The organism is Arthrobacter sp. 05T442, from assembly GCF_056395945.1.
The window spans coordinates 29,272-42,607 of the sequence record NZ_JBFTKM010000024.1; the positions used below are offsets into that span (position 1 = coordinate 29,272).

9 protein-coding genes and 1 pseudogene are annotated in these 13,336 nt (G+C 60.0%); 5 read left to right on the forward strand and 5 right to left on the reverse strand.

Annotation, left to right across the window (positions count from 1 at the left end):
* Positions 1-317: 317 nt before the first annotated feature.
* A complete protein-coding gene (locus AC1DES_RS17325; RefSeq protein ID WP_476896940.1) occupies positions 318-4,313 on the reverse strand; it encodes a hypothetical protein in 3,996 nt (1,331 codons plus the stop codon).
* A 195-nt stretch (positions 4,314-4,508) separates the two neighbouring features.
* The gene (locus AC1DES_RS17330) at positions 4,509-5,513 is read right to left on the reverse strand and encodes a hypothetical protein (protein WP_476896941.1); all 1,005 of its coding nucleotides are present in this window, start codon (positions 5,511-5,513) and stop codon (positions 4,509-4,511) included.
* A 150-nt stretch (positions 5,514-5,663) separates the two neighbouring features.
* Here AC1DES_RS17330 and AC1DES_RS17335 point away from each other — a divergent pair.
* Both AC1DES_RS17335 and AC1DES_RS17340 read left to right on the forward strand, forming a co-directional pair.
* Positions 5,664-6,272 (forward strand): annotated as a pseudogene (locus AC1DES_RS17335) (8-oxoguanine DNA glycosylase OGG fold protein); the annotation flags it as partial.
* A gap of 14 nt (positions 6,273-6,286) precedes the next feature.
* Complete coding sequence (locus AC1DES_RS17340; protein ID WP_476896950.1) at positions 6,287-6,463, forward strand: hypothetical protein; 177 nt, start codon at positions 6,287-6,289, stop codon at positions 6,461-6,463.
* On the opposite strand, the gene AC1DES_RS17345 is transcribed toward AC1DES_RS17340, so the two are convergent.
* Positions 6,460-6,753, reverse strand: a complete 294-nt coding sequence (locus AC1DES_RS17345; RefSeq protein ID WP_476896942.1) for a CoA transferase — start codon at positions 6,751-6,753, stop codon at positions 6,460-6,462. The genes AC1DES_RS17340 and AC1DES_RS17345 overlap by 4 nt on opposite strands.
* A gap of 138 nt (positions 6,754-6,891) precedes the next feature.
* On the opposite strand from AC1DES_RS17345, the gene AC1DES_RS17350 reads away from it, so the two are divergent.
* The 3 genes from AC1DES_RS17350 (at position 6,892) to AC1DES_RS17360 (ending at position 10,230) form a co-directional block, all read left to right on the forward strand.
* On the forward strand, positions 6,892-7,041 hold the full coding sequence (locus AC1DES_RS17350) for a LysR family transcriptional regulator (protein WP_476896943.1): 150 nt from the start codon (positions 6,892-6,894) through the stop codon (positions 7,039-7,041).
* Between the two features lie 135 nt (positions 7,042-7,176).
* Complete coding sequence (locus tag AC1DES_RS17355) at positions 7,177-7,491, forward strand: LysR substrate-binding domain-containing protein (protein ID WP_476896949.1); 315 nt, start codon at positions 7,177-7,179, stop codon at positions 7,489-7,491.
* Positions 7,492-8,517: 1,026 nt separating this feature from the next.
* Positions 8,518-10,230, forward strand: coding sequence for a hypothetical protein (locus tag AC1DES_RS17360; protein ID WP_476896944.1), 1,713 nt, complete (start codon positions 8,518-8,520; stop codon positions 10,228-10,230).
* Between the two features lie 16 nt (positions 10,231-10,246).
* On the opposite strand, the gene AC1DES_RS17365 is transcribed toward AC1DES_RS17360, so the two are convergent.
* Complete coding sequence (locus tag AC1DES_RS17365) at positions 10,247-11,674, reverse strand: type IV secretory system conjugative DNA transfer family protein (RefSeq protein WP_476896945.1); 1,428 nt, start codon at positions 11,672-11,674, stop codon at positions 10,247-10,249.
* A 443-nt stretch (positions 11,675-12,117) separates the two neighbouring features.
* A partial coding sequence (locus AC1DES_RS17370; RefSeq protein ID WP_476896946.1) for a serine/threonine-protein kinase occupies positions 12,118-13,336 on the reverse strand: 1,219 nt, incomplete at its 5' end.

Consider the following 13,336-nt stretch of genomic DNA (forward strand, 5'->3'; position numbering starts at 1 on the left):
CTTCTCTTGATATTCCGCGGTGGCGGCGCTGCTTGCTCCTTCATGGGCGGGAGCTCCAGTAACTGCATGACTGGATTCAGGGTTGGGGCGCAGCGCTGCCTTTGCTGGGTTGCATGTCTTGGTGTACTGACTTTTCATGGCGCCGCTACCAGGCAAGTGCATGACTCGGTGTGTCTTGTCGACGGCGGCTAGCGCTTCCTTGAGCCCCGGGTGCGGCAGGCCTGGCAGCCAGGGCCAGGAACTCGGCTTCATCGGTACGATGCCGGCGCCCAACTGCATTCGTATGTCGGACGTCAACCCGAATTCACTGTAGGTGTTCAAAGCTCATCCCAGTAGTCGGCTACGGGCTCGTTGATTCTTTCTAGTAGAATTTGCTGTGCTTTTTCTTCGGCGCAGCGAAGCTCGTCATTCGTTTCCGACTCCAAGGCGAGTTCAAGTGCGGCTAGTGCCGACCGGAGCTCGGGCGACCCCGAGTTGTTTCCGCTCCAGAAGTGGGGGGTGAGGTGCTGTGAGACCCGGTTCAAGGTGTCCTTGCGGTGATATTCTCCGAACGTGCGGGCGTGCTCGGTGAGCCGACGAACCAGATCGATGTGATGGGCGGCCCACGCGTTCAAGGAGGCCAGGATTCCGAGAAGGTTTTTGAGTTGCTGCTCGCCAAGGCCGCCAACGGCGGCGCACAGCTCATCGGTGACGTCTTGAGCCAGCCGGTCTCCTGCCAATTGGGTCAGTACCGCCGCGACTTGTCCGGGGTCGTCGCTTTCGCTTCCGTCTAGAATCCAGGCCGCGACCTCTTTGGGCTGCTCGGCATAGGCGGTCCGTAGGCTGTCGTGCCCACAGTAATGGAGAAGGTGGCGGAGGGATCGAATCCCGGTCATTCGGTCGAGAACCAGCCGGGGATGCACTCTTGCGATGTCGGTGATCGGTTTCTCGGTCTCCCAGGTGCCGGCCTGGATGATGGCAAGAAGGTCGAGCACCGCAGCCGCTTGTTCATGGTTGAGGTTCCGGTACCAGTCCTTGCCGGCGCCGCCTAAGGGAATGCGGAGGATGTCATAGATGGTGGTGTCGGTGGCTTTCCCGGCGATCAGGGTATTGACAACGGTGATTGGATCCTGGACGAGGGGCAATGCTGTGAGGAATGCTTGACGAACACGCTCTGACGGGTCCTCTATTCCGTGGGTGATCGCCTCGGTGTAAGGGACCCCGAGATTAGCCCAGGCGAAGTATCCGGCGGACCGTCCGATTGCCCATCGGACACCTTCACGTTGGGTCGCGGTCCCGGCCACGAGCTGGTCGACAAGGGCATTGTTCGAGGACTGGAGGGAATCCAAGAGGATTGGCAGGCCAGCATCGAGTGGGCCGTCGGAGAGACCGATGATGTCCGCAACGATGCCTGGCACGCGTTCAGCATGCTGTTTGACGGTCAGCTGTAGGAGGGTGATGAGCTGGTAATTGGGTGTGCTCTTTGAGGTTTGGAGGGCTTCCCGTAGTTCCACGTCAAGACGGTCTACGCTTGCTTTCGTATTGGTATCGGGCCCCCAGAGCGACTCGGCAAGTCGGCTCAGCCTCTGGTGGGAGCGGTGCTCGTGTGCTTCCGCTCGGTCCCTGAATTCGGCGTCACCCTCTGCCGATTGTTTCGAGTCGTCAGCAGCAGCTTTCTCAACACACCAGGCAAGCGTCGGCGCCACTTTCTCTCGCTGAGGGTCAATGTTGATCAATCGACCGCCGCCCAGCAGGTGATCGCTGAGGTCGTCGTCTTCGCGCTGGTCGAGCTGGTGGAGGAGTGAGAGGGCTGCGTGCATCACTTCCGGCGAGGTGGAGTAGCCCGCTGGGGTTTCGATGGCGCGGCACACTGTTCTCCGCATGGTGGACTTCGCCGTGGTTTCGGCGATCGTTCGCAGGGCGGCGATGGTCTGGAGATCGTCTTCCGCCCAGGCATTTCGCTGTTCAACGGGAACGTTTTGTCCGAAATAAGCTTGAGGTGGCCGGACAGCACCTTCGAGGAGCCGGATGATTTCCGCCGTGAGTGAAAGGTTCTCGTCGTTGGCATATTTCACGCACAGGGCCCGGACAGCGTCCCGGTGCGGGCGGGCCCATGATGGGTTGACTTGGAACTGGCCCAGCGAAAGGGCACGAGGATCCTGCATCTCGGTTGTCGTTCCTTCTTTGGCAAGGAACGGCCCGAGTACCGCTAGTGGCGTGACGGCGTCACGGGGTTCCAGCGTCGCGAGCCACAGCCCGGCTCTCGCGATGATGCGTTCGGCGTAGGACGGATCGGGAAGCCGGTTCACCTGGCAGAGCTGATCGATGATGATTCTCAGGGGGTGATCCAGTGCCGAGTCGACGGGGCGCGAGTCTCGGCGGCCGAGTTCCCAGAGAGCGTCTAGCGCTGTTTCGAGTCCTGCGGCACTGGTGGCTGCACAGGCACCGTAGGGGACTGCCAGCCTCCGTTCCACGGCGGTCCGATCAATTTCGCCCGTTCCGAACAATGATGCGATCGCAGCGTCGCCAGGCAGATTCGCCGGTCGTTGACCTGGTTCAACACGGTCGAGTTCATCCAGTCGGTGTCGGATCCTGCCGAGCAGCTCTAGCGTTTTCGCCGGTTGGGTGAGCGGGAGTGATCCGAGGTGGCCCGCCAGTGTATAGAGGTCTCCGTAGCTGCCACGACCAATGGTTGCCTCGATGCTTGCCCACACGGGTTGCATTACCTGTGGGCCGTCGCGATGGGTAAGCCGCCACTGGAGACTTCCGATCGAGGTGAAGAGGTCCTCGCTGGCCAGGTCGCCGAGGGCGTCCCAGAGCTCCTTAACGAATCCCGTGTCGGTTTCGGAGATCGATGAACCCTGCTCCAGAACCTGATCGGCGAACAGCTCGGGCATGACGCGCGCCCTGCCGTTTTCTTCGATGACGATCCCGCGGTTGCGAAGTTGTTCGCGGAGGCGAAGATAATTGGACAGCGGGATGCCTGCCAGGCTCAGTATCCTCGATCGCACCACTTGGTCGTCGGGGTTGATCGTGCCAAGCGCTGACAATGTCGCGAGCACTTTTTTGAGGGGTTCGGGTCCGACAGCATCAATGCCTTCGGTCAAAATGTCCCCATAGCGGACCAAGACTTGCTCCCGCAGATCGTTGTTGAGGGCCAGATGTCCTGTCAGTTGGCCTCGTCTGATCATGTTCAGCGTCAGGACAGCCATGAAGGGTGTATCGCGTGCTTGTCGAGCAAGTGCTTCCAAGAGGTAACGATTGAGGGCGAGCCCATCGGCAAGAGAAGCCACAAGCTCGCGACTTTCAGGCAAGCTGAGTCTTCCTACGGTGATTTCACGGAGCTGTTCCTGGCGGAAGCCGATCCTGATCACCTCGTTTCGAATGGCCTGTGCTTCCAGACCCCTGACACCGAGCACGAGCTGCGTTCCAGAGTTCTCCGCGGCGTAGTTGAGAAGAATCGCGAGATCCGCTGGGCTACGGTGAGCATCATCTACAACGATGACCGCCGGTGTTAGAGGCAGCAGACCGATCGCGTCTTTATCGAGGCCATGCCCGGGGGAGAGCCAGAGCACCTGGACCGCGGGATTGGCTGCCTGGAAGGTATAGAGGCAGTCGATCATGAGTCGAGTCTTGCCGACACCGCCGATCCCGTTGACGATGACGGCGCGGGGCCAGTCGGCGGACCGATCCAGCGCCGTGGAGAGCTTCGTCGTTTCTGATACGCGGCCAACGCCGGGTCCAAGGTCGTTCAGGAGGTCTTCACCCGTGTGCCTCCGCTCTGAGACTTCCTCGATACCGAGGAAGGAATCCACACCAGGAATCTGGACGAAAAGGCGGCGGAACGTCTGACCCCAGAACGCGTCGAGGATCTGACGTTGCCTCTGTAGTGGGAGGCTTTTCAGCATCTGGGTCAGGCCGCGTTGGTCGATGATGTCCCAGCCTTTGTGCTTCTTCGCTTCTTGCCGTGCTGCTGATGACGCCTCACCGGAGTAGACGATGTAGTACTCATCAGCGACGTACGTGCAGTCCTTCACGAACTTGCGAACATTGGCGGCTGTCAGATCGTCAAGGCGTTTGCACTGCCACGCAACTGTCGCACCGTCGGCCCACGTGCCCTCGAAATCGATACCGTGCTGTGGATCGCCGCGACGACCCCACCTCTGGACACGCTTCACACGTCGAGCAGGCTCAGCTACGGACATTGTGGCCACAAGAAGATCCTCAGTGAAATCCTCAAACCGATCCGGAAGCAAGCCATCCGTAGGTACCAGATCAGCACGACGTCCTCCAGGAATCCCAGACTTTTCGGGCAGTTGTGCATCGTGACTCATGAACCTATTCTGCAATGCTCAAGGCGCAGTCCAGCGGATCTACACTGGCCAACAGAAAGCGTCGGTAGGCGACCGATTTCGAGGAGCTGCTGTCGCACTTCGACGAAAGGCACGCCGTGCTCAACGCGGATGTGCCTCATCCTGACACACGAAGGGTGCCCATGCCGTGGGCCGACCGCCTTATGGCGAGTTGGCTCAATCCGTCGCCCGTTGAGCGAGTGCTCGGACACCTGCGGCGAACTCCTCAGGGCTCAGCCGGAAACGGCTTCCACGCGGTAGCTTCTTTCCTCCACGGAGGTCTTCGTACTTGAAATCGATAAGACTCGAAGGAACAAGGCGTGGCATAGTGCGGTTGACCCAGGGCCATCGCTCCGAGTCCTCGCCCTCGCGGTAAGCAGCCCATTCGACGTAGTCCCCCGGCAGAAGCTCCGGATCTGTTGTTACTTCGACTACGACATAGCAGTCCTTGGTCCCTGTCGCGCAGATGAAGACAAGATCGCCGGTCTTTATAGAGGGTTCTCCGATCCATTTGTCTCCCCGTTTTGAACCGGGGTTCGCAAATCTCCACTCTTGCCTCCACTGGTCCAAGGCCGGAGCGCCGCCCTCAACCTTTACCCAGAGAGATCGTTCCGGTTCCCGAGCATCGGCCAGGAGCCTTTCGACGTCAAGAAGCGCTGAGTCATCGTCCTGACCCCTCAGTATCGGAGGGGGCGTCGGTAGCTTCTTGGCTTGCACGGCCAGGTCGTCGAGATCGCCATTCGACACGGGACGGCAGGGCCAGCTGGACATTGTCTTCCGGGCCTCCTCGATCTGACTAGAATCCAGCTCGACACCAAGCTCACGATTCACTTTCACCGAGCTACCCAGTCCGGCCCCAGTGAGGTTGGCCGATCCGAGCATTCCCCGGCTTCCCAGGATGAAGCATTTGGCGTGAAGCCGGTCAACGTGGAGGACTTCGACTCCCGCGTTGAGCATGAGCACCAGTCCCTGGACAGAGAGGAACGAGCTCGCGACGGCGAACGGATCCAGCGTCGTGTAAAGAGTCCATGTGCGGGAGGAACCGAGCGCCGCGTTGGCGATGCTCCTGCATACGTCATAGGAGAGGTAGGGGCTCGTGAGGACGACATCGCCGTCGGGGTCCGCTAGGGCCGAATAAAGCCAGTCCGAGGCGGTGTCGAGTACTCGCAGTTGAGAGGTCATGTAGCCAGCCTAATGAGATTCTCCGACAGGTCCCGGAGCCGGCTAAACGAAAAGCGCCCCACCGCTCCCGAAGGTGGCCGGCGAGGCTCGATCTGTGCACGATGCGGACCGTGCATGAGAAAGGTCAGACCCATAGGTAAGTATTGGTCCATGACTACTCCGAGCATTCCTTCATCGCTCGCCGAGGCCCTCGAGAGTGAGCTTCGGCCGCAGAACTCTTTTCCGTGGACTCGGGAGCCGTGGCGCAAGCAGTGCCACGATCTTCCGGAGGTACTTTCGCTCCTTGAGCGTCTTCCCGAGCGTGTGAGCCGGGAAACGACACTGGCAACTGCTACTGAGGAACTCGACGCCGGTCGTGTCCTCCCGGCATTCGTCGCCGTGATGGTGTGGGGTTGGGGGCCGGGCGGTCTTGGTGCTCTCCGTACACGCTGGATCCTTACTCAAACCACAGACACCTCGGCGGACGTCACCTCACTGCCGATCGATCCGGTGGTTGCAGTCAAGCTTGAGGCAGCGGCCAAGTCCGTGCGGAACGACGGCGCGCGGGATGCGTTCTACTTGATGAACAACGAGGGCGCGCTCCGTAATCTTGGCCCGTCGTACTTCACGAAGTGGCTCTACTTCTGTTCGGCGGTGGACGGGGCCGACAGTTCCGACGCTGCTCCCATCTTTGACAAGCAGATAGTTGGATGGCTTAAGAGCGCCGCAGAGGCTTCCCTGGACAGGACCAAGACACCCTCCTACGAGCGTTACCTCGTAATCCTGGAGGAAAAATGTTCGAGAACACTTTTGGCGAATTCTGCCGCTTCTCCTATGTGCTCCAGGCGCCGACCAAGCCGGTCGGGGCCCGCGAGAAGCTCTACCAGACGACGACGTCGGCGCCCGCAGCAATGTTTCGTGCCGTCTCGATGTCGTCCGGGTCGCCGAAGTCCAATGCGATGGATCTCTAATTCCTGTTGATGGAGAGGTAGTAGGGGGACTGGCCGTCGAAGACCGGCGGCTTCCATGCCCGGGTTTCGTCGCCGGAGGGGCTCTCGACCTTGATGACCGTGGCACCCATGTCCGCCAGAATCATGGTGCAGTAAGGGCCTGCGAGGACCCGGCTTAACTCGGCGATGACGACGACGGCCAAGGGGCCGCTGGCTTCGCGGCCGAAGGCGTCCTGGCGTGCGTGTGCGGGTTGGTCGTCGTGGGCAGCCCCCGGAGCCAGCGGAGCGGCGCTGCTGCTCAGCAATGTCATGGGTCCTCTTTCATAGGGGTTCGTTTTCACTATCCCACCGGCGATTACCGGGCGTCCAATACTTATTAGCTGCCTGATTATTGATGCTTCTGTAATATTGACGGAACGGAAATTCAGCAACTGCGTGTGTTCCTCGCAGTGGCCGAGGAACTGCATTTCGGCCGGGCGGCCGAGCGGCAGCATCTCGCGCAGCCGCCGGTAAGCCGCACGGTGCGGCAGTTGGAACGTGTCCTGGGCACCGACCCCTTCATCCGCAGCACCCGCAATGTCCAGTTGACCGCGGCATGAACCTCACTGATGGTTCCTGCGCGGGAGGAGATCCTCGCTGCGGCGGAGCGTGCCAAGGCCAGTGCGCTCGCCGCCGACCGTGGGGAAGTGGGAACGGTCAAGCTTGCGTATGCGGGGGCATCGACCCACCTACTGATGGGGATGCTCGCCCGGGAAGTCCGGAGGGTTCATCCGAGCATCGAAGTCCGCTTAAACAGCCAAGACTTCGCGCTTCCGGCCCTCGCTCGCGTTCTCCGCGGGGAGGTTGACGTTAGTCTCGGCCCGTGGGATTTCGTGCCCGCCGGCGTGAAGTCTCGCATTATCGTGGAGGAACACCTCGTGATGGCCGTCCCGGCATCGTACCCACTGGCTTCACGGGGGATATCCACCTCGGGGAACTTGCTGGCGAACCGTTTGTTGCGCTTCCCCCGCATGAAGGCTCTGTCCTCGGTGACCGCCTCCGTCGGCTGAGCCTGGGTGCCGGGTTCGATCCTGACATCGTGCAAATAGCACCAGACTCCTTGACCGCGATGGCTCTGATCGGAGCAGAAGTGGGATGTTCCCCTAACGGTTTCATCTGTCGCCGAAAACATAACCGATGCGCACGTACGGTTCTTGCGGGTGCTCGATGAGACCCTGCCGATCTACCTGAGGATGGCCTGGCGGGGGATTCGGACAACCCCGCCCTCCCGCCGGTCGTCTCTCTTGCCGAACGAGTCTGGCCCGGCTGATCTCACAGGTTCTTCCAAGAGATCTGTAGAAAAGACTGTCTATGAACGGCGGCTTTGGCTAGCATCGGATGAACAACGCACGTCCGGGGTGTATGACAAAAGGAAATCGAGGCACCGCCATGGCCACCGAAACAGGTTCGGGTTCGCGTACCGGCGACTACACCGAAGTTCATAAGTGTTCTGGCTGTGGAAGAGCATTCTGGGTGAAGTCCAGTTGGGACCGCGTAACCGTTTTGTGCCCTCATTGCGGACATTCAAACTAGATGTAGGAGGCTGCGTTCGAGGACGTCCAACTGGTGATCCTCATCGATAGACTCACACTGGTCCTCATGGTTAGAGATAACCCGCCATGTTCACGGTTTATCCCAAGCAAACTATGTCGGAGATATCCTTGTGTTGTCGTTTCCCGTTTTCGGACCCACGGGGCGGGCGGAGTAGTTTCAAGAAGAAAATTTGACAAGCATGCTCACTTTGCATCACGCGACTCCACAACACCGCAAGTTACATGCGGGCAAAGATTCTGGGCGGTCCAACCTTGCCGTCGCCCCGAGCCTTACTTCGGGATTACCTTTCCTCAGCAGGGACGGCAACAATTCCGCGGGGACCCCCATTTTCATGCATTTCGCCAGGATTGTGGGGAGTAGGGAGACTCCCGAGAGGCAAGGGGTCCTGGTCTCGGAGCTGTCGATGTTAGATTCCGGCAGGAATTCTGCGTGTGGACCGACAGTGTCTTAGTACAGAAATAACGCCTGCAGGGGGGGCACATATGACTAGTTCGCTCACTGAAGATTGGACGCACACGGCTATCGTGCTATTGCTGCCCGCCGAAGGAGCCACACGGCACATCGTGAACTCCATTGAGGACGCTGTTGAGGAGGTACTCGCCTCACCCGAGTTTGATGAGGTCAGCGTCCACCTCGTTATCTCAACACTTGGCAACCATATGCTGACATCGCCTTCGCTGGATGCCGTGCTGCTCAAAGTAATCGCTGGCACCGAAGCATCCACGATTTCCCTCGTGTGGTGCACGGATGAGGACGTTGAGGATGGGTCTCTTTCTCGTGATCTTGATGCCCTGCATGCCGTTCACGTCAATGTCCCGATTCTTGGTCCCCTTGAACACGCGTCACCATTTACGAACATCAGCACGGTGATACGTGACATTGTTATCGGCGCCCTTGATGCGGCAGATGGTGCCGGGGGAGCTCCGAGCGCTGCCATTAAAGCAGCGGTCACCGGATTTAACGAACCAAGCCAGCAACCCCTGGAACATCCTGCTAACGCAGCAATTTACGGCGGCAGGGAGCCGACGCGATCGGCCTTTAACGGAGCCCGCGACCTTTCGTCCCCGTTGGGCTTACCCACTAGTGTTGAGTCCAGCCTTCAGTTCTCAGCCCATGAGAGGTTCCCTAGCTCGAGGGCATTCGATGCACGAACGGAGCAGGACGAGTTCGCGGAAGGCTGGCCCGAGCTGAATCGGGGCGACGACGCTGCGCACCACAGCGAGCCCCTCGCGCCTAAGGAGCCGGACCGGTACCGGCTTCAGTCGCATATTCCAAATGAGGACTTTGACGTCACGGGAAGTACTGCTGACAGTTTCCAGCCGCTTTTTCATGACGCGGGAGCTACTGCCGCTGAAGACCCCGACGCTAGTACAGGTCCGTCGATCAGGAGTTTCTCGTTTGACCATGCATATGATGCTGAAGACAATGCGGTGTTGCCAGGATCGGTCGCCTCGCCGTATGCGCAGCCTGATTCGGAGAACTCTAAATGGGTCCCTCCGGTCGTCCACAATGTTGTCAGTTCGGTCACTTCACAAGTTGACCAGTGGCGTGCCCGCCGCACAAAGGTGCGCCGGGCCGAGGAGCAGATTGGGATCTCTGCCCTGGCGCACCTGCCTGTCTACCCGGAAGTTCCTCGCCCGTTGATCTATTTAGCGCTGGCTGCATCGACCGAGTGGGATAAGAAAGCCGTCCGCACCCGAGACGCAGCGCTGACCCTTCTCTCTGATGCGCTAGATCACAACTGGATTGCCGTCGTCCTTAATCTAGGCAGCACTTTGACCCGCGTCGCCGGTCCCGGTTCGCCCAAGCACGTGACTCATGACTGGCGGCGGATCGAGCGGAATAATGACTTTGACCTTGGCAATGCAGCCGCAGAACTGTCGACGCAGTTTTCCCGCGACAAAGCTTCATTGCGCTTGCGGGGGCACGAGGTAGACGCGCCCCACGTCGTGGTATTTGCTACTGAACCGCCCTATGTGGACTCGGTCGCACACAGCGCGTACCTTGCGCTGTTACGCGATGTGCAGTCCGTGACTTGGCTGCTGGTCGGGGACTCCAATTGGATGGAATTTCCCCCGGAACTGGACGAGGGGTCCTCTCGAGTTCTCTATGCTGAGCAGGACGGGGTGGCGCTACTCCTGAGTGAGGTGCTCGCCCCGCCCGAGGTCATTCCGCCCGAGCAGGATGGCGTGTAGTCTGCTCCCCGGAGTGTCAGGGCTCTAGATCGATAATCATAGGTGCGGCGCTGGCCGATCGCAGGTGCACGATTGCACCTCGACTTGTCATCGGCAGATTCATAATCTCACCGGGACCTAACATCGGCTGCATCTGGTGCGACACGGTCGGCTCCCATGCGCCTTTAGGTCCGGCGGAGTGCGAGAGGACTGGAGCCGACACATGCCCGAGACGATCCCCAACCATTTTAGCTGTGGTTGGGGAAACGCCTTTAAGGGCTATAAGCGTATCGCAGCTCGCCAGGGTCGCCGCGGCTTTGTCTGAGTCACCAAGGTGCTGCACGTCCTGGACCGCGATGCAGATGGCGGAGCCCGCTCCGCGCATGACGTCGAGCATCTCCTGGAGGCTGATTCGCTCTGCGTACCGGCCAGCCTCGTCAAGGGTCCAGAGGATCGGAGTGGACAGCCGTCCAAAACGTTCCATGGCGCGGAGCTTCAGCAGCGAAATAAGCATTGAAGAGGAGGCCCAAGCGAGTTCTCCGAGAGCCATGCGTGCACCAATGATGAATATTCCGCCGCTGGTGAGTATCTCGTCGATAGTGATCGCGTTTGATCCATTCCCGGCAAGCATGTGCTCGAATGTTGGGTCCGCCAACCATGACAGGCGGTTCGTAAGCCCCGCGGTAGCAGCAGGATAGTCGGCTGTTGGAAGCTGTGCCATATCAAGCACCTCATTCGCCGGGCTTCCGACGGCTGCAATGTACTGCTTGAGATAGGACTGGCTCACCGCCATGCGGTATAGCTCTTTCGGGTGCGGCGGAGTTCCGTGCTGAGCAGCAAGAATGCGAAGCAGGCCGCGGAGCCACCTGTGGTCCCGCTCCTCGAAGAAACGGTTTGTGCTGCGGGGGTCGACCGGCCCGAGAAGGGCCTGTGCGACTTGTGCGGCGTCCTGCATGGAGCGAACCTCACCGATAGGGTTCCATGACCTGGACTTCTGCGGAGCGCCAATGTCCCAGCGTCTGACGCGAAACGTTCCTTGGGCCCCGAGTGCCCTCTTGGCGTCTCGAATTGTCTCCGAGAGGTCGCCCTTGACGTCGACGTTGATTGTGGTCAAGCCATGGATGGTTGCCTGTACGATCCACGGAGCGATGAGGAATCGAGACTTACCGGACCCGGGCGGACCGATGATTGCCGTGTGTTTCTCAAAGTTGCCCCAATTCAAGTAGATCGGGAACTCAGGTCCGCGCCGCTGTGGGTGCACTACCGTCCCCAGGGGGAATGTCCCTTGCGCCAGTGCACGGACCTGTTTGGGCAGGAGCACGTACCGGAAGTCCCAATACGTGTGTCGAGCCCCGGATGATGGCGGGTCGTCGGGGCCGAGCACGCCGCTACGACGAGCGTGTCGCCCAGGCCGAACTCCATTGGCTGCGGCTGCGGCAGCAATTGCACCGCTTAGACGATCCACGCCGTGCCCAATTGCTCCGGCGGCGCGCCAAGCGCCAGCTCCCCAGCCTCCCAAAGCTGCTAACGCCCTCGTTCGCGAGGGCGTTCCTCGCGCGTGTCGGGCTCTCTCAGCGAGAAAGACTCCTCGAAAGCTTGTCGACGCTGCTCTTCCTGAAACCGTTCGTTATGGTCGGCGAAATTCTGCGCCTGCTGCTGAATACCTGATGGATTATCGATTTGCCACGAGATAGGGGCATCTCTCGACTGATCAAGACTTGGTTGCTCGGCAACGGGTACCGGAGAGCCCAGCGTCGTCCAAGCAAGTTCAGCGGCGAGGGCACTGTCGCGGACAGCGTGTCCGACCCTCTTGGACTGCCCTACAAGCTTCCCTCGTGCCTCTTCGAAGTCCGTCGCCACCCACCTCCAATTGAGCTTTCCGATATTGATACTTGCGCGGGTTATCGATTACGGCTTCCCTGCCTCAAGCTGGACTATCTGCCTGGTGAGTTCTTGGATAGTTTGTCTGTATGCAAGGGTCTGTGCGTTCGGGAGCACATTAGCGCCCCCGAAGGCAATGAACTGCTCCTGCAGGCTCGTGATTAAGGTGGGACCAAGTGAGGACATCTCGGGCAGCGAAAGGGAGCCAACAAGGTCGGCCCCAAGCGAGGGTACGCCAGAATCACGCATCGCGTTCAGCACGGCGGTACTGATCGCCTCTGACGACGGTGATATGGCTTCAAGGGTCGGGAACCCGTCGGCAAGGTCCTGCATCGGCACCGGCCATGCGGGGAGAGGCAGTTCAATGTCGCGACGAAGAACACTCGGGACGGTGAAGGCGGGAAGCTTCGGGATCTGCGGCACCGGAAGCATTCCGACTTGCACGTCAAACGGAGGTAGCTCGTAACAGTCAATATCGCCGACAAGGTGGGTGACGCTCGCATACTTCGTTCGGATCTGGAGGATTACGGGGCCGGCACCAGTCACCCTGACAGCAAAAGTGTTGACGCCTGCCGGAACCTGAGTCCGCTGTGCACCAGGACCTAATATCTCTACTTCGTACGCGCTTCCTGCATCGATGGACCATGAGGCGATGACGTCGCGTCCACGTAACGCCACCAGTTTGTTCAGGCTTGCTTGTGTTACCACCGGCGCGGCCACCAACGACCGAACGGCATCCTCGGTTGCCTGGCGCAGTTCCCCCGCAGTCGGTCTCGCGGCAGCCGTTGAGTCGAGCGCGCTTTGGATAAGGGCTGAAAGCTGCGGCGTGACAGCCGACGGCACAGGAGATGGGAGTGCCAAACGCTGGGTCGCCCCGGAGGCCCCATCAACGTATCTCACGAATGCGAGTCCGAGCTTGTAAACGTCGGTAGCGAAGTCTTGAAGCTTTTTGGGAGCCGCAGCCTTGTCAACCATCTCGGGCGGTGTCCATCGGGGGAAATGTCCCTGACGCGCCGCACGGGAGCCGTCTGAGATGTGCGCAACTGCGTCGCAGTCAAGGAGCAGCACTCCCGCAGGCGCGAATGAGAAGACCTCGTTGTTCGGGTTGAGATCTCCAAACACCAGCCCATGCCGGTGAAGCAGCTCGATCGCGCCGGCGAGCTTGGAGAGTACGTGCAGCCTGAGCGCATCGTCATGGAAGTCGGGACTGTCGTAGCCGATCTCGTTACGCCTCGTCACCGGTGCA

What these genes read in the sequence shown, in the direction of transcription:
- AC1DES_RS17345 (WP_476896942.1), bottom strand. Translation starts at nt 6,753, where the DNA reads ATGACATTGCTGAGCAGCAGCGCCGCTCCGCTGGCTCCGGGGGCTGCC.
- AC1DES_RS17330 (WP_476896941.1), bottom strand. Translation starts at nt 5,513, where the DNA reads ATGACCTCTCAACTGCGAGTACTCGACACCGCCTCGGACTGGCTTTAT.
- AC1DES_RS17340 (WP_476896950.1), top strand. Translation starts at nt 6,287, where the DNA reads ATGTTCGAGAACACTTTTGGCGAATTCTGCCGCTTCTCCTATGTGCTC.
- AC1DES_RS17325 (WP_476896940.1), bottom strand. Translation starts at nt 4,313, where the DNA reads ATGAGTCACGATGCACAACTGCCCGAAAAGTCTGGGATTCCTGGAGGA.
- AC1DES_RS17355 (WP_476896949.1), top strand. Translation starts at nt 7,177, where the DNA reads ATGGGGATGCTCGCCCGGGAAGTCCGGAGGGTTCATCCGAGCATCGAA.
- AC1DES_RS17360 (WP_476896944.1), top strand. Translation starts at nt 8,518, where the DNA reads ATGACTAGTTCGCTCACTGAAGATTGGACGCACACGGCTATCGTGCTA.